This is a genomic window from Oscillibacter sp. KLE 1745, assembly GCF_000469445.2.
GTDB lineage: Bacteria > Bacillota > Clostridia > Oscillospirales > Oscillospiraceae > Oscillibacter > Oscillibacter welbionis.
This window is the reverse complement of record NZ_KI271768.1, coordinates 52,525-73,256: the sequence shown is the minus strand read 5'-3', so window position 1 is coordinate 73,256 and position 20,732 is coordinate 52,525. Positions and strand designations below refer to the sequence as shown.

Annotated in this window: 14 protein-coding genes and 1 other annotated feature; of the genes, 2 read left to right on the top strand and 12 right to left on the bottom strand. The window is 63.9% G+C overall.

The features are described 5' to 3' along the window. The 11 genes from HMPREF1546_RS18535 to HMPREF1546_RS16280 all read right to left on the bottom strand — a co-directional run. Nucleotides 1–499, bottom strand: a 499-nt coding sequence (locus HMPREF1546_RS18535; protein ID WP_021752143.1) for a glutamine synthetase III, incomplete at its 3' end; no start/stop codon positions are given. 59 nt (nt 500–558) lie between these two features. Then, on the bottom strand, nt 559–2,142 hold the full coding sequence (gene asnB, locus HMPREF1546_RS16325) for an asparagine synthase B (RefSeq protein ID WP_021750774.1): 1,584 nt from the start codon (nt 2,140–2,142) through the stop codon (nt 559–561). 48 nt (nt 2,143–2,190) lie between these two features. Next, nucleotides 2,191–2,438, bottom strand: a binding site (T-box leader). 124 nt (nt 2,439–2,562) lie between these two features. Continuing rightward, the gene (locus HMPREF1546_RS16320) at nt 2,563–3,969 is read right to left on the bottom strand and encodes a glutamate synthase subunit beta (protein WP_021750773.1); all 1,407 of its coding nucleotides are present in this window, start codon (nt 3,967–3,969) and stop codon (nt 2,563–2,565) included. Between the two features lie 16 nt (nt 3,970–3,985). After that, nucleotides 3,986–8,518, bottom strand: a complete 4,533-nt coding sequence (gene gltB, locus HMPREF1546_RS16315) for a glutamate synthase large subunit (protein ID WP_021750772.1) — start codon at nt 8,516–8,518, stop codon at nt 3,986–3,988. Between the two features lie 35 nt (nt 8,519–8,553). Continuing rightward, on the bottom strand, nt 8,554–9,102 hold the full coding sequence (locus HMPREF1546_RS16310) for an ANTAR domain-containing response regulator (RefSeq protein ID WP_021750771.1): 549 nt from the start codon (nt 9,100–9,102) through the stop codon (nt 8,554–8,556). 50 nt (nt 9,103–9,152) lie between these two features. After that, complete coding sequence (gene glnA, locus HMPREF1546_RS16305; protein ID WP_021750770.1) at nt 9,153–10,472, bottom strand: type I glutamate--ammonia ligase; 1,320 nt, start codon at nt 10,470–10,472, stop codon at nt 9,153–9,155. Nucleotides 10,473–11,171: 699 nt separating this feature from the next. After that, nucleotides 11,172–12,710 (bottom strand): ABC transporter substrate-binding protein, encoded by a 1,539-nt coding sequence (locus HMPREF1546_RS16300; RefSeq protein ID WP_021752141.1) that lies wholly within the window; start codon nt 12,708–12,710, stop codon nt 11,172–11,174. Nucleotides 12,711–12,737: 27 nt separating this feature from the next. Continuing rightward, nucleotides 12,738–13,538: a peptidoglycan editing factor PgeF gene (gene pgeF / locus HMPREF1546_RS16295; RefSeq protein ID WP_021750765.1), complete on the bottom strand. Its 801-nt coding sequence runs from the start codon at nt 13,536–13,538 to the stop codon at nt 12,738–12,740. A 12-nt stretch (nt 13,539–13,550) separates the two neighbouring features. After that, nucleotides 13,551–13,772 carry a hypothetical protein gene (locus HMPREF1546_RS16290; protein WP_021750764.1) on the bottom strand — a complete coding sequence of 74 codons (222 nt, stop codon included), beginning with the start codon at nt 13,770–13,772 and terminating at the stop codon, nt 13,551–13,553. Nucleotides 13,773–14,090: 318 nt separating this feature from the next. Next, nucleotides 14,091–16,847 (bottom strand): preprotein translocase subunit SecA, encoded by a 2,757-nt coding sequence (secA, locus tag HMPREF1546_RS16285; RefSeq protein ID WP_174233010.1) that lies wholly within the window; start codon nt 16,845–16,847, stop codon nt 14,091–14,093. Between the two features lie 287 nt (nt 16,848–17,134). Then, entirely contained in the window at nt 17,135–18,334 is a 1,200-nt protein-coding gene (locus HMPREF1546_RS16280) for a hypothetical protein (RefSeq protein WP_021750759.1), read from the bottom strand. A gap of 179 nt (nt 18,335–18,513) precedes the next feature. Between HMPREF1546_RS16280 and HMPREF1546_RS16275 the strand changes: the two genes are divergently transcribed. After that, entirely contained in the window at nt 18,514–20,115 is a 1,602-nt protein-coding gene (locus HMPREF1546_RS16275) for an MBL fold metallo-hydrolase RNA specificity domain-containing protein (RefSeq protein WP_021750757.1), read from the top strand. On the opposite strand, the gene HMPREF1546_RS16270 is transcribed toward HMPREF1546_RS16275, so the two are convergent. Continuing rightward, nucleotides 20,112–20,390 (bottom strand): DUF6809 family protein, encoded by a 279-nt coding sequence (locus tag HMPREF1546_RS16270; protein WP_036631092.1) that lies wholly within the window; start codon nt 20,388–20,390, stop codon nt 20,112–20,114. The two genes, HMPREF1546_RS16275 and HMPREF1546_RS16270, sit on opposite strands and share 4 nt — an antisense overlap. 49 nt (nt 20,391–20,439) lie before the next feature. Here HMPREF1546_RS16270 and HMPREF1546_RS16265 point away from each other — a divergent pair, with 49 nt between their 5' ends. After that, nucleotides 20,440–20,652, top strand: a complete 213-nt coding sequence (locus HMPREF1546_RS16265) for a helix-turn-helix domain-containing protein (protein ID WP_021750755.1) — start codon at nt 20,440–20,442, stop codon at nt 20,650–20,652. The last annotated feature ends 80 nt before the right edge of the window (nt 20,653–20,732 follow it).

The window sequence follows — 20,732 nt, the reverse complement described above, 5'->3', positions numbered from 1 at the left end:
TGGACCGCAGAAGAGGCGTCTTCTTGTCCAGGGCTTCGCCGGAGTAGGAGCAGAAGACGGTGGGGATGCACAGGCTGCCCTCCTTGATGAAGGCAAAGGAGGTGGGATCCCAGGCGGTGTAGCCCCGGGCCTCAAAGGTGGCCCGCAGACCGCCGGAGGGGAAGGAGGAGGCATCCGGTTCACCCCGGATCAGCTCCTTGCCGGAGAATTCCATCATGATCTTTCCGCCGCCCACAGGGGCGATGAAGCTGTCGTGCTTCTCCGCCGTGACGCCGGTCATGGGCTGGAACCAGTGGGTGAAATGGGTGGCGCCTTTTTCCACGGCCCACTGCTTCATGGCCTCAGCGATCTCATTGGCGGTGGAGAGGTCCAGGGGCGTCCCCTCCGTCACGCACTTCTTCCAGGCGCTGTAAGACGCCGAGGAGAGACGCTCCTTCATAGTGCCTTCGTTAAATACCAGACTCCCAAACAGCTCCGGCAATTTCTTCGTCTCACACATCACACAAAACCTCCTGTCTTAAATTCGTTCTGTATCAAAAAGGAATGCGGAGAGCTTTCTCACATTCCGCTCTGACCGTAGTTGGAGAGGACCCGGGCGGAGGGATCGTCCACGTCGCAGCCCTCCCAGGACCGGTTGGGCATCCAGAAGTCCCGGATCATCCGGGCCTGGCCGGGGTAACACTGCTCAAAGATCTCCCGGTACAGCAGGCTCTCCTTGGTGAAGGGCGGACAGCAGTCATACTGTTTGCGTCGGGTCTCAAACTCAGAATCCGTGTACTTCTCCTCCGCGTAAGCCTTCAGGTCGTCCACCATGGAGTGGCCCACTGCGTCGGAGAAGGCGGCCTTCTGCCGCCAGAGGATGCTGTCCGGCAGCAGGCGGTCCTTTTCAAACGCGTGGCGCAGCAGGTACTTGCCCATGCCATAGGTGTTCATTTTCAGCGCCGGATCCACCGCCATGACGTATTTCACGAAGTCCAGGTCGCCGAAGGGGACCCGGGCCTCCAGAGAGTTGACGGAGATGCACCGGTCTGCCCGCAGCACATCGTACATGTGCAGCTCATCCACCCGCTTTTTGGACTCCTGCTGGAAGGCTCCGGCGCTGGGGGCAAAGTCTGTGTACTTGTAGCCGAACAGCTCATCGCTGATCTCGCCGGTCAGCAGCACCCGGATGTCCGTCTTTTCGTGGATGGCCTTGCAGCAGAGATACATGCCCATGCTGGCCCGGATGGTGGTGATGTCCCAGGTGCCCAGGGCGGCGATGACGACGGGCAGGGCCGCCAGAACCTCCTTCCGGGTCATATAGACCTCCGTGTGATCGGCGCCGATGAACTCCGCCGCTTCCCGGGCGTACTTCAGGTCGATGGCATCCGTGTCCATGCCGATGGCGAAGGTACGGATCTTCTTCCCCAGAATTACGGAGCTGATGGCGCATACCAGAGAGGAGTCCAGCCCGCCGGAGAGCAGGAAGCCCAGGGGAGCGTCCGCGTCCAGCCGTTTATCCACCGCCGCGATCAGCTTGTTGCGGATGTTGCGGCAGACGGTCTCCAAGTCATCGGGGGAGTACTGCGTGACGGTGGTGAGATCCGCATAGCGGACAAATTTTCCGTCCGCGTAATAGTGTCCCGGCGGGAAGGGGCGGATCCCCTTACATAACCCCACTAGGTTTTTCGGTTCGCTGGCAAAGACGATGGCGCCGGAGCGGTCATAGCCGTAGTACAGGGGCCGAATGCCGATGGGATCCCGGGCTGCGATGAGCTCATCCCGCTTGGAATCGTAGATGATGAGGGCGAACTCCGCGTCCAGCTTGGCGAACATCTCCAGGCCGTACTCCCGGTACAGAGGAAGCAGGATCTCACAGTCGCTGCCGCTGCGGAAGGAGTAGCCTTTTTCCGTCAGCTGCCGCTTCAGGGGGCGGAAGCCGTAGATCTCGCCGTTGCAGACCACATAGTCCCCGTCCAGCTCAAAGGGCTGCATCCCCGCCTCCGTCAGGCCCATGATGGCCAGCCGGTGAAAGCACAGCCAGCCGGACGGCGTCTCGAGGATCTGAGACATGTCCGGTCCCCGGGACCGGGTCCGGTCGAAGAAGGGCAGCAGTTCCTCCTTGGTGTAGGTCTTTTTGGAAAAACCCATAATTGCGCACATAGATAGAAGCACCTCCGAAATAAAAAAGATCGCAGCTCCGTCCTGAAATTTCAGGACGAATAGCTGCGATCCGCGGTGCCACCTGACTTGCCCCCTGATCGGGGACCTCTTTGACTAGGCTCCAACAAGCCCGCGTGAGGTAACGGTCACGACTCGTTTCACTTACTGGCGGTCTCCCGCGTTCAGATCACAGCTACGGAGTGTTCTTCCCGCGGACTCTTTGGTACGGGGTTCTCACCATCCCCCGCTCACTGGCCCGGAACATCCGCGGTACTTTTCTCCATCAACGCCTTTGCTGATGTTAAAATTATGGTCTAAAGATTACCACTGGGGATATCCGCTGTCAATGTGGGAATATCCCAAAACCCAGCTGAAAATTTCCTGAAATTTCTCCATCCTTGTGTCAGGGGGATGTCCCATCTACCCAATGGAGCGTACCAGATTCGTGTAGCCGGTCAGATACCGGTCCACCTCCGCAGCGGCGGAGCGCCCTTCGGCGATGGCCCACACCACCAGGGATTGGCCCCGGCGCATATCGCCAGCGGCGAACACCTTGTCCGCATTGGCAGCATAGCTCCCCGGCGCTGTGCGGACCGTCCTGTCCGCCTCCACACCGAAGGCCTCGCACACGCCCCGCTCACACCCGGCAAAGCCGGTGGCGCCGATCAACAGCTGGCAGGGCAGGGTATCCCCCTCCGTGGTGACCACACCGGTCAGGGAACCGCTTTCCCCCGCCACCAGGCTCTGGACCTGGACGCCGAACCGCCGGGGATCCTGGCCCGTAACGGCCAGCGCCTCTTCGTGGGCGTAATCCAGCGGCAGGCTTCCCGCAGCGTCCAGGTAATCCGTCCGGGGACGGCGCACCAGCTGGGTCACGGAGCGGCAGCCTTGCCGCAGGGCGGTGGCCACACAGTCGCTGGCGGTATCGCCAGTGCCGATGATAACCACATCCAGCCCGGAGGCGGAGGGAACCGCCGCCTCCGCCTTGCCGAACTGAGCCCGCTCCACAGCAGCCTTCAGGTACTCGGTGCCGTAGCATACGCCGGAGATGCCGGTGGTGTCCAGTCCCAAGGGCCGGGGCGCTCCGGCCCCGCAGCAGAGGATCACCGCGTCGTACTCCGCCAGCAGCCGCTTTGCCACGGCACCCTCTGAGGCGTCCACACCGCAGACGAAGGTGACGCCCTCCTCGGTCATCAGGTCGATGCGCCGCCGGACCACAGATTTTGGCAGCTTCATATTGGGGATGCCGTACATCAGCAGACCGCCGGGATGCTCCGCCCGCTCGATGACGGTGACCATGTGGCCCCGGCGGTTCAGCTGGTCCGCTGCCGCCAGGCCCGCCGGGCCCGAGCCTACCACGCAGACCTTCTTCCCCGACCACTGGGGCGGCCGGCGTGGGCGGAGCTTCCCGGCGCCAAAGGCCGCTTCGATGATGCTCAACTCATTGTCCCGGACCGTAATGGGGTCCCCATAGATGCCGCAGATGCAGGCGTTTTCGCAGGGGGCGGGGCACACGCGGCCGGTGAACTCCGGAAAGCTGTTGACCTTCAGCAGCCGGCTGAGGGCGTGGCCCCAGTTGCCGGAGAGGATCATGTCGTTCCACTCGGGGATCAGGTTGTGCAGGGGACAGCCAAAGGCCTTTCCCTCATATATCATCCCCGCCTGGCAGAAGGGGACGCCGCAGTTCATGCACCGGGCGCCCTGCTGGCGCCGGATCTCCTCCGGCAGGGGAAGGTGGAACTCATCCCAGTCCCGGACCCGCTCCGCCGCGGGCCGGCGGCCATCCTCCCGGCGGGTATATTCCAAAAAGCCGGTGGGTTTTCCCATGTTGTCCAGCCTCCTCTCAAGCTCTGGTATTGGCGTAGAACGCCTCGATCTCCGCCTGCTGACGGGTCATGCCTTTCTCCTCGTACTGGGCGATGGACCGGAGCATCCGGTCGTAGTCCCGGGGCATGACCTTCTTGAAGCAGGGGACGTAGGAGTGGAAGGCCGCCAGGATCTTCTTCCCCCGGGGGGAGCCGGTGGCGGCCACATGGGCCTCAATGAGGGAGCGGAGCTCGGCGATGTCGTGAGGCTCCGTCAGGGTGTCCGTCATCACCTGGTCCTTGTTGAGGCGCATATAGAGGTCGTGCTTTTCGTCCAGCACATAGGCGATGCCGCCGGACATCCCGGCTGCGAAGTTCTTTCCCGTGGGGCCAAGAATCACGCAGCGGCCGCCGGTCATGTACTCGCAGCCATGGTCCCCCACGCCCTCCACCACGGCGATGGCGCCGGAGTTGCGGACGCAGAACCGCTCGCCGGCCATCCCGTTGATGAACGCCTGGCCGGAGGTGGCGCCGTACAGAGCCACGTTGCCCACGATGATGTTCTCGCCGGGGTCGAAGGTGCTGTCCTTGGGTGGATAGAGTACCAGCTTGCCGCCGGAGAGGCCCTTGCCCAGCCCATCGTTGCAGTCGCCCTCCAGCTCCAGGGTCAGTCCTTTGGAGATGAAGGCGCCGAAGGACTGGCCTCCGCCGCCATGGCAGGTGATGACATAGCTGTCGTCCGGCAGGGAGTCCCCGCACTGCCGGGTGATCTCGGCGCCGAACAGCGTGCCGAAGGCCCGGTCCGTGGAGGAGACGGTGAGCTCCAACCGGCCAGTCCGCTTCCCCTTCAGCGTCTTGCCCAGTTTGGCCAGCAGCACGCTCTCATCCAGGGTCCGCTCCAGATGGAAGTCGTAAACATCTCCGGGATTGAAGTGGGACGGCCCGCCGCTCCAGGGATTTTCCAGCAGGCTGCGGAGGTCCAGGGTCTCCGCCCGGTGGGTCACCAGCTTCTCCCGGACCCGCAGTAGGTCACTGCGGCCCACCAGTTCATCCACGGTGCGGATGCCCAGGGCCGCCATATACTCCCGCAGCTCCTGGGCCACGAATTCCATGAAGTTCACCACGTACTCCGGCTTGCCGGAGAAGCGGGACCGGAGCTGGGGATTCTGGGTGGCAATGCCCGCCGGGCAGGTGTCCAGGTTGCACACCCGCATCATGCAGCAGCCTAGGGCCACCAGGGGCGCGGTGGCAAAGCCGAATTCCTCCGCCCCCAGCATACAGGCGATGGCCACATCCCGCCCGGTCATCAGCTTGCCGTCGGCCTCCAGGGCCACCTGGCTCCGCAGACCGTTGGCGATCAGGGCTTGGTGGGCCTCCGCCACGCCCAGCTCCCAGGGCAGGCCCGCCCCGTGGATGGAGCTGCGGGGCGCGGCGCCGGTGCCGCCGTCATGGCCGGAGATCAGCACCACCTGGGCACCGGCCTTGGCCACGCCGGCGGCGATGGTGCCAACCCCCGCCTCGCTGACCAGCTTCACGCTGATCCGGGCCCGGCGGTTGGCGTTTTTCAGGTCATAGATCAGCTGGGCCAGGTCCTCGATAGAGTAGATGTCGTGGTGAGGCGGCGGAGAGATCAGTGTCACGCCGGGGGTGGAGCACCGGGTCCTGGCAATCCAGGGATAGACCTTTTTCCCGGGCAGATGGCCGCCCTCGCCGGGCTTGGCACCCTGAGCCATCTTGATCTGGATCTCCTGGGCGCTGGTGAGGTAGGCGCTGGTAACGCCGAACCGGCCGGAGGCTACCTGCTTGATGGCGGAGCACCGCTCATCGCGCAGGCGCGCCGCGTCCTCGCCGCCCTCGCCGGAGTTGGACTTGCCGCCGATGCGGTTCATGGCGATGGCCAGGCACTCGTGGGCCTCCTGGGAGATGGAGCCGTAGCTCATGGCGCCGGTTTTGAATCGCTTGACAATGGACGCCACAGACTCCACCTCGTCGATGGAGATGCCGCCGCTCTCATCGAACTGGAAGTCCAGCAGCCCCCGCAGGGTATGGGGCTTGGCAGGCTCGTCCACCAGGGCGGAATACTCCTTGAAGGTCTCGTAGCTGCCCTCCCGGACGGCCTTCTGCAGCAGCAGGATGGTCCGGGGGTTGTACATGTGGTCCTCCTTGTCCGGGCCGGACCGCAGCTTGTGGATGCCGGTGGAGTCCAGCGTGGAGTCGTAGCCCAGGCCCAGGGGATCGAAGGCCTGGCTGTGGTTCCACTCCACGCCCTCCTCGATCTCTGCCAGGCCGATACCCTCCACCCGGCTGACTGTGTTGGTGAAGTACTTGTCCACCACGTCCCGGTTGATGCCCAGGCACTCGAAGATCTGGGCGGACTGGTAGGACTGGATGGTGGAGATGCCCATTTTGGAGGCGATCTTCACGATGCCGTGGAGGATGGCGCTGTTGTAGTCGTTGACGGCCGCAGTGGGATCCTTATCCAGCATCCCCAGGGTCACCAGCTCCTCTACGCACTCCTGGGCCAGATAGGGGTTGATGGCCTGGGCGCCGTAGCCCAGGAGGGTGGCGAAGTGGTGGACGTCCCGGGGCTCGGCGCTCTCCAGGATCATGGAGACTGCGGTGCGCTTTTTCGTCCGCACCAGATACTGCTCCAAGGCGGACACCGCCAGCAGGGAGGGGATGGCTACATGGTTCTCGTCCACCCCCCGGTCTGACAGGATCAGGATGTTGGTGCCATTCTTGTAGGCCCGGTCCACGTTGACGAACAGCCGGTCCAGGGCATTGGCCAAGGGAGAGCCCTTGTAGTACAGCAGGGAGATGGTCTCTACATGGAAGCCGGGCCGGTCCATGTAGCGGATCTTCATCAGATCCACGGAGGTGAGGATGGGGTTGTGGATCTGGAGGACTGTGCAGTTCTCCGCTCTTTCCTCCAGCAGATTGCCGCCGGAGCCCACATACACCGTGGTGTCGGTGACGATCTCCTCGCGGATGGCGTCCATGGGCGGGTTGGTCACCTGGGCGAAGAGCTGCTTGAAGTAGCTGAACAGGGGCTGGTGCTTTTCCGACAGCACCGCCAGCGGTGTGTCCACGCCCATGGCGGAGGTGGGCTCCGCCCCATCCCGGGCCATGGGGAGGATGGCGTCCTTCACCTCCTCATAGGTGTAGCCGAAGGCCTTGTACAGCCGGTCCCGCCGCTCCTGGGAGGACCGCTCCACACGCCGGTTGGGGATGGGAAGATCCCGCAGGTATACCAAGTGGGCATCGAGCCACTCGCCGTAGGGCTGCTGGCGGGCGTACCGCTCCTTGACCTCGGCGTCGTCCACCAGTCGACCGGCAGTCAGGTCTGCCAGCAGCATCCGCCCCGGCTGGAGCCGGGACTTCTTCACGATCTTCTCCGGTGGGATGTCCAGCACCCCCACCTCGGAGGAGAGAATCAGCTGCTTGTCGGTAGTGAGATACCACCGGCAGGGGCGCAGGCCGTTCCGGTCCAGCACCGCGCCCACCGTGTCCCCATCGGAGAACACGATGGCCGCCGGGCCGTCCCAGGGCTCCATCATGGTGGCATAGTAGTGGTAGAAGTCCCGTTTCTCCCGGCTCATTTTCCGGTCGTTGGCCCAGGGTTCCGGGATGCACATCATCACCGCCTGGGGCAGTGGGATGCCGTTCATCATCAGAAATTCCAGGGTGTTGTCCAGCATGGCGGAGTCGGAGCCGCTCTGGTCTACCACCGGCAGGATCTTGTCCATGTCCGCCTCCAGTACGGCCGAGTGCATAGTCTCCTCCCTGGCCAGCATCCGGTCCACGTTGCCCCGGATGGTGTTGATTTCACCGTTATGGAGGATGTAGCGGTTGGGATGGGCCCGCTCCCAGCTGGGGGTGGTGTTGGTGGAGAACCGGGAGTGGACCAGGGCGATGGCGCTCTCACAATCCGGCTCCGTCAGGTCCGTGTAGAACTTCCGCAGCTGCCCCACCAGGAACATGCCCTTGTACACGATGGTCCGGCTGGAGAAGGAGCAAATGTAGGTGTTCACATTGGATTGCTCGAACTCCCGGCGGACCACATACAGCTTCCGGTCAAAGTCCAGGCCACGGGCGCAGTCTACAGGCCGGGCCACAAAGCACTGGCAGATGCAGGGCATACAGTCCAGGGCCTTCCGGCCCAGCACCTCCGGATGGGTGGGCACATCCCGCCAGCCCAGGAAGTCCAGCCCCTCCTTGGACGCGATGATCTCCAGCATCTTCTGGGCCTGGGCCCGCTTCAGCGCGTCTGCGGGGAAGAAGAACATGCCCACGCCATAATCCCGGGGGCCGCCCAGGGCGATGCCCTCGGCGGAGGCCGCCTTCACCATCAGCTTGTGTGGCACCTGAATCATCAGCCCCACGCCGTCACCGGTCTCGCCGGTGGCGTCTTTACCTGCCCGGTGCTCCAGCTTTTCCACGATCTTCAGGGCACTGTCCACTGTGGCGTGGGACGGCGTGCCCTTCAAATTCACCACGGCGCCGATGCCGCAGGCGTCGTGCTCCCACAGGGGATCATAGATATTGTGTATGTTCTGCGCTGGTCCACTCATTGGGACTGCCTCCCTTGTCGTTTCATCGTCAGGCTTCAGCCTGTTGTGTACCGCTCCAGGATCAGCCGGGCGGTCTCTGCAAGCCGCAGCCCCGTGTCCATGCTGTACTTCTGCAGAAAGCGGTGGGCCTCCGCCTCGCTCATGAGGTTTACCTCCATCAGCACCGCCTTGGCCCGGCAGATCAGCCGCTCCTCCTCGGCACTTCGCTGGATATGAAGCCGGGGAGCCGGGGCGCCGCCTGCAAGGACTCCCTGGGCCAGATCCAGCGAGGCGAAGAACTCCGCCCGGGAGGAGGGGACGGCCAACTTGATGAGGTTCCTGTCCCCACACAGCTCCAGATTCCCGGGAGAGGAGATGACCAGCACCGGGGCGATGCCCGTGAGGTCCACGGCCAGCATCTCCGCAGTCATGTCCCGCAGCCGGAAACCGCAGATGACGACGGCTCCGCCCAGCTTCCGGGCGGCTCGGATGGTTTCCGCGCCGCTGAAGCAGGAGATGGACGGCGCGAGGCCGCCGGAGCCCAGAATGCGGGTGATCTGGGCGTGGGCTTTCTCAGAGGCAAACGCCAATATGATCCTGTCCATGGAATTTGCCCCCCTCCTCTCTCTGCGGCCCTGTCAGAAGGGCCGGCAGGTCAGTACGCCACCAGATACTGTTCCAGCTCCCACTGGGACACCTGGGCGGCGTACGACCGGCACTCCCGACGCTTTCCGGCTAGATACTGCTCCGTCACGTGGGCACCTAGCGCGTCCGTAATGACGCTGTCTGCCTCCAGGGCCCGGACGGCCTCCTCCAGAGAGCCGGGGAGCCGCTGGATGCCGGAGGCGTCTCCCACCTCGTAAAGGTTGCCGGTGAGGGGGGCGGGGGGCGTCATCTGCTGCTCGATCCCGTCCAGTCCCGCGGCAAGGCACGCCGCCAGGGCCAGATAGGGGTTGCAGGCGGGATCAGGGCTCCGCAGCTCCACCCGGGTGCTGTTTCCCCGCGGTGTTGGAATGCGGACCAAGGCGGAGCGGTTGCCGGTGGACCAGGCCAGATGGCAGGGGGCTTCGTAGCCGGGCACCAGCCGCTTGTAGCTGTTCACCAGTGGATTGGTGACGGCACAGCATCCCCGTACGTGTCCCAGCAGTCCCGCGATGAACTGATAGGCCAGCGGGGACAGGTGCCGGGGATCCGCCTCGTCATAGAAGGCATTTTTCCCATCCCGAAACAGGGACATATTTACGTGCATGCCGCTGCCGGCGGCGCCGCTGACGGGCTTGGGCATGAAGGTGGCGTGGAGGCCGTTCTTCTGGGCCAGAGTCTTCACCGCCAGCTTGAAGGTCATGATGTTGTCCGCAGCCCGCAGGGCGTCGGTGTACTGGAGGTCGATCTCGTGCTGGCCGGCTGCCACCTCGTGGTGGCTGGCCTCCACCGCCACGCCCATCTGCTCCAGATTCAGGCAGATCTCCCGGCGGGTCCCCTCCCCATGGTCCAGAGGGCCCAGGTCAAAATAGCTGGCCTCGTCGGAAGTCCGGATGGTGGGCTGACCGTCTTCATCGGTCTGGAACAGAAAGAACTCCAGTTCCGCTCCCACATTGCAGGTGAAGCCCAGGGCGTCGGCACGGCGGAGCACCCGCTTCAGCACACCTCGGGGATCACCGGCGAAGGCGGTACCATCGGGGTTGTGGACGTCGCAGATCAGCCGGGCCACCTTGCCGTACTGGGGCCGCCAGGGCAGGATGGCAAAGGTGTCCAGGTCCGGCCAGAGATACTGGTCTGATTCTTCAATGCGGACGAATCCCGCGATGGAGCTGCCATCCATCATAATCTGGTTGTCCAGCGCCCGCCCGATCTGAGAGGCGGTGATGGCTACGTTTTTCAGCTGGCCGAAAATGTCTGTGAACTGCATACGGATGAACTGGGCATCCTCCTCCCGGACCAGCCGGATGATGTCCTCCTTGGTGTAGTGACGCATGAGCCTGACTCCTTTCCGATGGTGACCGTGTATGGACGCGGAGCGCCCCTCCGCGAAAAATTTTAAAAAGAAAAAAGAGCAAAAGATACCGCCAAAGGGCGCCTTTGCTCTCAGTGCTATTATTATACGAACTCTAAGGCGGTGTTGTCAAGACACTTGGGGGCCCGGAATCCCCACAGACGGAAAATTTGTGGGACCGCCTAAAATCGTTCCGCCGTCCCCAGGAGCTTTGGCGAAATCGACAAAAAATGGAGGAATGCGTTGACAGCTCCGACAAAGCTGACTGCGCGCCCGCCATCAAACAAAGGTACTTTGGCCCACCATCCCACAGCGCCTTGTTTGATACACGCAACGAGACATATCCCATTCAATGGCGGGGGCATTTCTTTTGGCAAAAGAATATGACCGACACATCAGCGGTTATGAAGATCGTAAGCACACCATCTTGCAGGACGGCGATTACCCCGCAGGCCCCGGATGCCCGGTCCCCTGACCACGCCGGACGAAAAGGGCCGTTGCCCGCAGGCTGCTCTGGAACGGCCCTTCCGGGGAAATCTTCCATTGGCAGCAGTTATCCCATGACTTAGGATGCCCGCTGCCGTGCAGCTGGGACCGCGTTTCCCCCGGCGGGAAGGAAACACAAAACGCGCCCGGACCGGGAATCCCGGTCCGGGCGCGGCGCGTGGAGACAGCGCGGATTTACGGCTGCCGCAGGTGGATCTGGCAGGAGGGCAGATCGTAGAAGGGCTCTGCCGCCGTAGGGGTCAGGCCGGATACGGCCCCGGTCTGGTACAGGACGGAGGAGGACTTAAAGCACAAGGGCAGAATAGGCGCTTGCTGCTGAAGATAGGCACACAGGTCCGACAGAGCTGCGGCCCGGTCCTCCGCTGCGGCGCAGGCGGCCAGGAGCTGCTCCGTCTGGGGATCCGCCCAGCCGCCGTAGTTCAGACTGCCGCCGGTGCCCACCAGGGCGGAAAGGTCCCAATTCGCAGGCAGCCGCACTTCGCCATAGTACAGGTCGAAGTTCCCGGCGGCCAGGGCGGCGGCATACTCCTCCCAGGGCAGGGCCTCCACTTGGATCTGAAGGTCGAAATCCGACAGGGCCTGGGCGATATGCTCCGCAGCGGAGACCTTGAAAGTGTTCTCCTGATTCACCAGCAGGGTCACTGTGCGGGTCCGGCCGGTGTTCAGTCCCGCTGCCTCCATCGCTGCGGCGAAATCGTCATAGGAGTATAGGGACTCCAGCTCCGCCGGGTAGAGCGGGGAGACAGGGGAGACCGGGAACTGGGCCGCCCGGGCGTGTCCGGACAGCACGGCGCTCACCAGCGTCTCCCGGTTGATGCCCAGGCCCAGGGCCCGGCGGGCGGCGCTGTCCTGAAAGGGGGCGCGGGCGGTGTTGAAGCCCAGGAACTGGAGCACTGTGGTATCCGCATCCTCATAGCTGATGTTGCCGGTGGCGGTGATGGGCTCCGTGCCGATCAGGTCGGCAGTAATCAACTGCACCTCGTGGGAGGAGAACTGGTACAGTATGGCCTCCCGGTCCCTGGCGGCGGAGAGGGCGATCCGCTCCGCGGGGCGGGACTCTCCCCGCCACCAGCCGCTGTGGGACGCCAGACAGGCACCCGCTTCATCGGTGGTGAAATAGTAGGGGCCGGTGCCCACAGGGGTGAGGCTTTCCTCAGTTCCGGACTTGACGATGGGGATGTCCAGCAGGGCCGGGAGGCTGGAGTCCGGGCGGGACAGGGTTACGATTACCACCCCGTCCCCGGCGGAGACAGCGGCTACATGGGCCAGCCGGGCGCTGTACCGCTGGGAACTCTTGGCCCGCCGCAGGGTGGCCGCCGCGTCCGCCGCCGTCAGGGGGGACCCGTCGGAAAAGGTGACGCCGCTGCGGAGGGTGAACGTGTAGGTGAGGGAGGCGGCGTCATAGGTGTAGCTCTGGCACAGCCACGGCTGGGGTTCCAGCTGGCGGTCCAGGCGGAAGAGTCCCTCGTAGATGAGGGAGCCCGCCACCTGCTGCATACCGTCGGCACAGGTCACCGGGTCCAGCGTCTGGTCCGGGTCATAGGGAAGGGTGAACGCCGCAGGGAGGATCACCTCCTCCTGCTGGTCGGCGGGCTCCTGGTCCCCCAGCAGGCCGTTGGCGGACTCCACGGGGGCTTCCGTCCAGCAGCCGGACAGCAGCAGGGTCACTGCCCCCAGCAGGCACAGGATCTGGATGCGCTTGGTCTTGGTCATGGCACAGGCCCTCCGGCAAAGAGTGTTTCAAAGGCAGATCACGGCCACCTGTGCGCCCCGGGCCTCGCCCATCTTCCGGTGGGACCAGAAGAGGTCGGGGCGGCAGGCGGTACACAGGCCGCAGATGTCGATATGCTCCGGCGCGACACCGGCGTGGAGCAGCCACTGACGGTTCAGACCCGCCAAATCTACATGGTATTTGGGCCCTCGACGCTCCAGATACGGCTCCGCCTCCGGCCCCAGGGCAGAGGCCCGCATGGCCTCCGGTACGTCGCCGTCGGTCTCAAAGCAGCATTTCCCAATGCAGGGCCCCACGGCAGCCAGGATGCGTTCCGGTCTGGCGCCCAGCAGGCGGACCATCTCCCGGACGGTCTTCTCCACGATTCCAGCGGCACAGCCCCGCCATCCGGCGTGGACCGCTCCCACGCACCCGGCGTCCGGGTCATGGAGCAGAAGGATGCCGCAGTCGGCGGAGAACACCACCAGGGGCAGTCCTTTTTCAGCGGTGATGAGGGCGTCGGCGTCGTAGTCCCGGTCCCGGATCAGACCCTTCCCGGCGTCGGCGGCGGTGCAGAGCCGCACATCATCCCGGTGGACCTGCCGGGAGAGGACGGGGTACGCCGAGTCCATATCCAGGGCGGCGAAAAAGCGGCGGTAGTTCTCCTCCACGTTCTCCGGCGCGTCCCCGCGTCCGGGGCCCAGGTTCAGGGTATCCCACGGCGCCGGAGACACCCCGCCCCGCCGGGTGGAGAATCCGTGGCGCACCCCGCCCAGCAGGGGGGAGGCGAGCCAGACCAGTTCGTTTTGCTCATGGGTGACAAATGCCATAGCGACCTCCGTTCAGTTCTGATGTTCCACGACCTCGTGGTGGTTGAACCCGTGATAGGCACAAAGTGCCCCGGCAAGAAATACAAAAATCCCCACCGCAAGAAGTGCGATGCCCCAGTCACCAATCACAATGCCGATCAAGCAGAGAAACCCGCCTGCCGACAGCAGCGCAATTCCCCACAGGAGCTCCTTGATGTCCTGCAAAAGTGCCAACATTCCATCGCTGTCTTTCATGGTACGCTCCTTTCTGTGAAAAGACCGCCCCCTGCCCTCCGGCAGGAGAGAACAGGGAGCGGAAGAGATTAGAGATCAAAGATAGAGTGAAGAGTTAAGAGTGGAGAGTGAAGAGCTTACACTCAAAAGGAAAGGGGCTAGGGGAAACCCATCCGGGTTTCCCCAGTTGATCTGCCGAAGGCAGATCAAGAAATTCCAATCATTTTCGCCGCGGCGTGTACGTGGCGAAAATCCCTTGACCCAGCCGCCTTGGGCGGCGTCCCCAGTGACCGATGTCACTGGGGAGGGGGAATCTAAAGGGGGGACGCAGTCCCCTCTTTAATTGTCGTGGTACTCCTTGCAGGTGCACTTCTTCCACTTCAGGCCGCTGCCACAGGGGCAGGGGTCGTTGCGGCCGATCTTGTTGACCTTGACAGGCTGCTTCTTGGGGGCGGTGCCGTCGCCGCCCACGTTTTCCACCATGCCCTTGGCCACCCGCTCCCGCTTGACCTCCTCGTCCTTCTTCAGCCGGACGGAGAACATGCGGCGGACCGTCTCGGTCTGGATGGCGGAGACCATCTCTTCGAACATGGTCAGGGACTCCTGCTTGTAGGCGATGACCGGGTCGGTGTTGGCATAGGCCCGCAGGCGGATGCCCTGCTTCAGGTCGTCCATGGCGTCGATGTGGTCCATCCAGTACTCGTCCACCACGCGCAGCATGATGACCCGCTCCAGCTCCCGCATGAGGGGCGTACCGATCTCCGCCTCCTTGGCCTCATAGGTCTTCTCTGCGGCCTCCAGGAAGAGGTCGGTGAAGTCCTGCTGGGTCTTGTCGGCGGCGTCGTCCTCCGTGAACTGGAAGGTGTCCTTGGGGAAGTACAGCCCCTCCAGGCCGCGCAGCATCTCCCGGCAGCCGGCGGCGTCCAGGGCCTGGGCCTCGCCGAAGGCCATAGCCACGTGGTCGGCGATGGCGTTGCGGGTCATGGACAGGATGGTGTCCTTCAGGTCCTTGCCGTCCAGAACCTCTCGGCGCTGCTGGTAGATGATCTCCCGCTGCTTGTTCATGACGTCGTCGTACTCCAGCACGGACTTGCGGGACTGGAAGTTCCGGGACTCCACGGTGGTCTGGGCGTTCTCGATGGCCTTGGTCAGCATCTTGTTCTCGATGGGGGTGTCCTCGTCCAGGTCGAACTTCTCCATCATGTTCTGGATCCGCTCGCCGCCGAAGAGGCGCATCAGGTCGTCCTCCAGGGAGATATAGAACCGGGTCTCGCCGGGGTCGCCCTGGCGGCCGGCGCGGCCGCGGAGCTGGTTGTCGATCCGGCGGGATTCGTGGCGCTCTGTGCCGATGATGAAGAGGCCGCCGGCGGCGCGGACCTTCTCCGCCTCCTCCGCGATCACCGCCTTGTGCTGGGCCATCTTCTCGGCAAACAGCTTCCGGGCGGCCAGAATCTCCTCGTTGTCTGTTTCGGCGTAGCCGGTGGCGTCGGCAATGACCTCATCGGAGTAGCCGGCCTTCACCAGGTCTGCCCGGGCCAGGTACTCGGCGTTGCCGCCCAGCATGATATCGGTGCCGCGGCCGGCCATGTTGGTGGCCACGGTGACGGCGCCGAACTTGCCCGCCTGGGCCACGATCTCCGCTTCCTTCTCATGGTTCTTGGCGTTCAGCAGGTTGTGCTGGATGCCCTCCCGGGCCAGCAGGCCGCTGAGCAGCTCGTTCTTCTCAATGGACACGGTACCCACCAGCACGGGCTGGCCCTTGGCGTGGCAGTCCTTGATCTGCTGGATGACCGCTCGGTACTTGCCTGCCTCGGTCTTGTACACCACGTCGTGGTGGTCGTGGCGCTGGTTGGGCCGGTTGGTGGGGATCTCCACAATGTCCAGCTCGTAGATGGTGCCGAACTCCTCCTGCTCCGTCATGGCGGTGCCGGTCATGCCGGACAGCTTGTCGTACAGGCGGAAGTAGTTCTGGAAGGTGATGGTGGCCAAGGTCTTGTTCTCGCTGGCCACGGTGACGTGCTCCTTAGCCTCGATGGCCTGGTGCAGGCCGTTGGAGTAGCGCCGGCCGAACATCAGACGGCCGGTGAACTCGTCCACGATGATAACCTCGCCGTCCTTCACCACATAGTCGATGTCCCGCTTCATCACGCCGTGGGCCTTGATGGCCTGGTTGATGTGGTGGGAGAGGGTAGCGTTCTCCGGGTCGGACAGATTCTCCACGTGGAAGAACTCCTCCGCCTTGGCGATGCCCCGGGCGGTGAGCATGGCGGTCTTGGCCTTCTCATCCACGATGTAGTCCGCGTCCGCCTCGGCGGGATCCTCTTCCTCCTTGTTGTCCACCTGGACGACCGCCTGCTTCTTCAGGCGGGAGACGAACATCTCTGCCATGTCATAGAGCTGGGTGGACTTCTCCCCCTGGCCGGAGATGATGAGGGGTGTCCGGGCCTCGTCGATCAGGATGGAGTCCACCTCGTCCACGATGGCGAAGGCATGACCCCGCTGCACCAGCTCCGTGGAGTAGATGCACATGTTGTCCCGCAGATAGTCGAAGCCCATCTCGTTGTTGGTGCCATAGGTGATGTCCGCGGCGTAAGCGGCCTGCCGCTCCTTGGTGGTCAGGCCGTGGACGATCAGGCCCACCTTCAGGCCCAGGAAGCGGTGGACCTTGCCCATCCACTCACTGTCGCGCTTGGCCAGGTAGTCGTTCACCGTGACGATGTGGACGCCCCGGCCGGTCAGGGCGTTCAGATAGGCGGGCAGAGTGGCTACCAGGGTCTTGCCCTCGCCGGTCTTCATCTCGGCGATCCGGCCCTGGTGCAGCACGATGCCGCCCACCAGCTGCACCCGGTAGGGCCGCATGCCCAGCACCCGGTCCGCGGCCTCCCGCACGGTGGCAAAAGCCTCCGGCAGGATATCGTCCAGGGTCTCGCCATTCTGCAGGCGCTCCTTGAACTCCGTGGTCTTGGCCCGCAGGGCCTCGTCGCTCATGGCCTTGTATTCGTCGGCCATGGACTCGATCTTGTCCACGATGGGGTAGATGGATTTCAGCTCCCGGGAGCTGTAATCGCCAAAAATCTTTTTCATCAGACCCATGATTGTGATACTTCCTTTCCGGGCCGGTCCCTCCGGCTCGCCGGAATGGCGGAGCGCTGGAGAAAGGCCCGTTGATCCATATTATTTATAAAAGGTGGGGCAGTCCCCACGAAAAAGCAGAAATAGCATACCACAATCGCAGGTGGAATGCAAAGAAAAAACAACTTTTGTAAAAAAAGTTCATAAATAGCGGCCCATGTCCGGCAGAAGCCATGATTTTTCGACAGGACGCGGCGGGGAAATCAGCGAAAAGAAACAAACGCTTCCCGACCGGGCAATCGATTGCCCAGTCATAGGAGCTCCGGATCCAGCTCCTCGTCCAGCAGCATCCGGATGCGGCTGAGGACCGTGCCCTCGCCGGTGGAGGCGTCGTAGTCCACGCTTACCAGCCGGGCGCCCGGCAGCTTGCGCTGGAGGGCGGCGTACTGCCCCTTGCCGAAGATGTGGCCCGGCAGGCAGGCGAAGGGCTGGACGCAGAGAATTTTTCGGTATCCCAGCCGGGCCCAGCCCACGGCCTCGGCAGCGATCAGCCACCCATCCGCCACCGTCACCCGCAGGGGAGCATACCCCTCCGCCTGCCGCTTCAGCTCCGGCAGCGGCGGCAGGGCATGATAGCCCGCCTGATTCAAAATCGACAGCATATCCCGCTGGATCTCCGCCAGGTACGACGCCAGCAGCCGATACACCCGCCGGGCAGGGGCGGAGCCTTTCAGGGCGTGGCCGTCCATGTAGTACAGGGCGTACCAGGTGATGCCGCCCACGCCGATCTCGCAGTGCTCCGCCGCCAGATACCGCTCCAAATTCCAGTTGCCCAGGTGGCAGTATTTCGTGTAGATCTCCCCCACGATAGCCACCTTCTGGACTTCACGGGGCACCCGCTCCACCGCCCGGAATTCGGCCGCCATCTCCCGGCAGCGGCGCAGGATCTCCCGGCGGGTGAGTCCTCGATTCCCCGCCAGATCCTGTCCCAGGTCCTCCGTCCAGCGGCGCCAGAGTGCCTCCGCCGTGCCGGGGACTGCCTCGTATGGCCGGGTCTGGTTCCGCAGCAGGGCCAGCGTGTCCCCCCACACGGCAGCGGCCAGACAGCGGCGGACCATGGCGGCGGTGATGGGCAGCCCGGTGCCCCGGTCGATGCCCCGGACATTGAGACTCAGGGTCTCCACCCGGCCGTAGCCCAGCCGGTCCAGCACCCGCCGCAGCAGGCGGATGCCGCAGGAGCCCCGGCACTCGTCCCCCGCCTGGCCGAACAGCACCCCGCACCGGGCCGGGTCGTACCGCCCGGACCGCAGGGCGGACAGCACCTGCCCCGCCACCAGGAACACCGGATAGCACAGCTCATTGTGGAAATATTTCAGCCCCAGCTCCGCCAGATGGGGATCGTCCTCCGTCAGCAGCACCGGCTCCCATTCCTCCGACGTAAAGGCGTACTGCAGCAGGGGGAACCAATCGTCCAGCAGGGAGGGGATCAGCAGCGTCTTCCGCTCTGCCATCCCGGCCACCTCCTTTTATCCCAGCATACCGGTCCGCGCGGGGGAAAGCAAGGCAAAAGTGGTTACAAAATCCGCCGGAATCCCCGCCGCCCCTTGCCCCGCCCGCTCCTTTGTGTTAAACTGACAAAAAAGCCCCACCCGCCGCCGCGGCGGGGAGGAGCAAAAAAGGAGGTTCCCCCATGAAGCTCAGCTTTTACGGCGCCGACCAGTGCGTCACCGGCAGCTGCCACTGTCTGGAGGTCAACGGCAGGCGCATCCTGGTGGACTGCGGATTGCAGCAGGGGCGGGACGAGGTGTCCAACGACGCTTTTCCCTTTGCCGCGAACGACATCGACTTCGTCCTGGTGACCCACGCCCACATCGACCACACCGGCCGGATCCCCATGCTGGTGAAGCAGGGCTTCCAGGGCCGGATCGTCGCCACCCGGCTGACGGCGGATCTCATGGACATCATGCTCCAGGACTCCGCCCACATCCAGGAGTCCGACGCGGAGTGGAAGAACCGCAAGGCGGAGCGGTCCGGCGCCCCCCGGGTGGAGCCCCTTTACACCATCGAGGACGCCCAGCGGGTGAGCCAGTACATGACCACCTGCGAGTACAACCAGCCCCTGGACCTGTGCGAGGGCGTCCGGGTGGAGTTCGTGGACGCGGGCCATCTGCTGGGCTCCGCCTCCATCCTCGTCACCGCCACGGAGGGCGGCATCACCAAACAGATCGTCTTTTCCGGCGACATCGGCAATGTGGACCAGCCCATCATCCGGGACCCCACCTACCTCACCGGCGCGGACTACGTGGTGATGGAGTCCACCTACGGCGACCGCAACCACACGGAGGTGTGGAGCTACACCGACGATCTGGCGAAGATCATCGACGAGACCATCGCCAAGGGCGGCAACGTGGTGATCCCCTCCTTCGCCGTGGGCCGCACCCAGGAGCTGCTGTACTTCATCCGGGAGATCAAGGACAAGGGGATGGTGAAGAGCGACCCGGACTTCCCCGTGTACATCGACTCCCCCCTGGCCAAGAAGGCCACCACCATCTTCACCGGCGACCTGCGGGGCTATCTGGATGAGGCGGCGCTGGAGCTGGTGCAGGACGGCACCCACATGTTCAACTTCACCAACCTGCGCATGACGGAGACCAGCGAGGAGTCCAAGATGCTGAACATGGACCCCACCCCCAAGGTCATCATCTCCGCCTCCGGCATGTGCGACGCGGGCCGCATCCGCCACCACCTGAAGCACAACCTCTGGCGGCCGGAGTGCACCGTGGTGTTCGTGGGCTACCAGGGGGAGGGCACCCTGGGCCGCACCCTGCTGGAGGGTGTGAAGAGCGTGAAGCTCTTCGGCGAGGAGATCGCCGTCCATGCGCAGATCGTGAACTTCCAGGGTCTCTCCTCCCACGCGGACCGGAACCACCTGCTCTCCTGGATCCAGGCCATCCAGGCCCCCAAGCCCCAGCACGTGTTCGTGGTCCACGGGGACCGGGAGGTGGCGCCCTTCTTCGCCAAGACCATCCAGGGCCTGGGCTTCACCGCCCACGCGCCCCAGTACACGGAGGTGTACGACCTGATCGCCGACAAGGTGACCGAGCCCGGCTACCTGCCTGAGCGGAAGGCCAGGACCACCGGCGGTATGCGGGCCAGCGCGGCCTACGAGCGGCTGGTGGCCGTGGGCAACATGCTTATGGAGAGCATCAAGCGCAGCCGCGGGCGGGACAACAAGTCCCTGGCCCGGTTCGCGGACCAGCTGCGGCAGCTGCTGGAGAAGTGGGAGAGCTAAGGCAGCTCCCTTGCCAGAGAGAAGGCGGCCTGGAACGCGGCCTCCAGCTCCATGCTGTGGAGCTGCGCCGCCGCATCCTCGTATTTTTCGACGGTGTTCCAGTCGTCGTCCGGAAGCAGGTCCCGGAGCCGCAGGGACAGGCGGGCGGTCAGGCGGGAGACTTCCCGGTACTCCGGGGAGGGGAGATAGGAGGGGAGGAGCTCCTCCTTGGCATAGGCATATAAAATTTCCATTGCATCCGACATAGCGATCACCATAGCACCCGTTTTGTACATATCATTATATACACCCATATTGTGCGTGTCAAGGGATTTGAGAGTTTTTATGATAAAATTTGCGGAGAGACTGCGCGAACTGCGGAGAGAAAAGAAAGTGACCCAGTCAAAGATGGCCGATTTCCTCGGTATCAAGCTGAGGTCTTACCAGAACTATGAGGGCGGCTCTCGCCGGCCGGATTACGAGGGACTGGTGGCCCTGGCGGATTACTTCGACGTGACCACAGATTATCTGCTGGGGCGGAGCGACGTGCGGGGGTAACATGGGATGGGCCGCCGTCCGGCGGCCACGGGGGATTCTGCTCCCACAGGGGGCTGGTCCAGCGGGATGCACCCCCCATT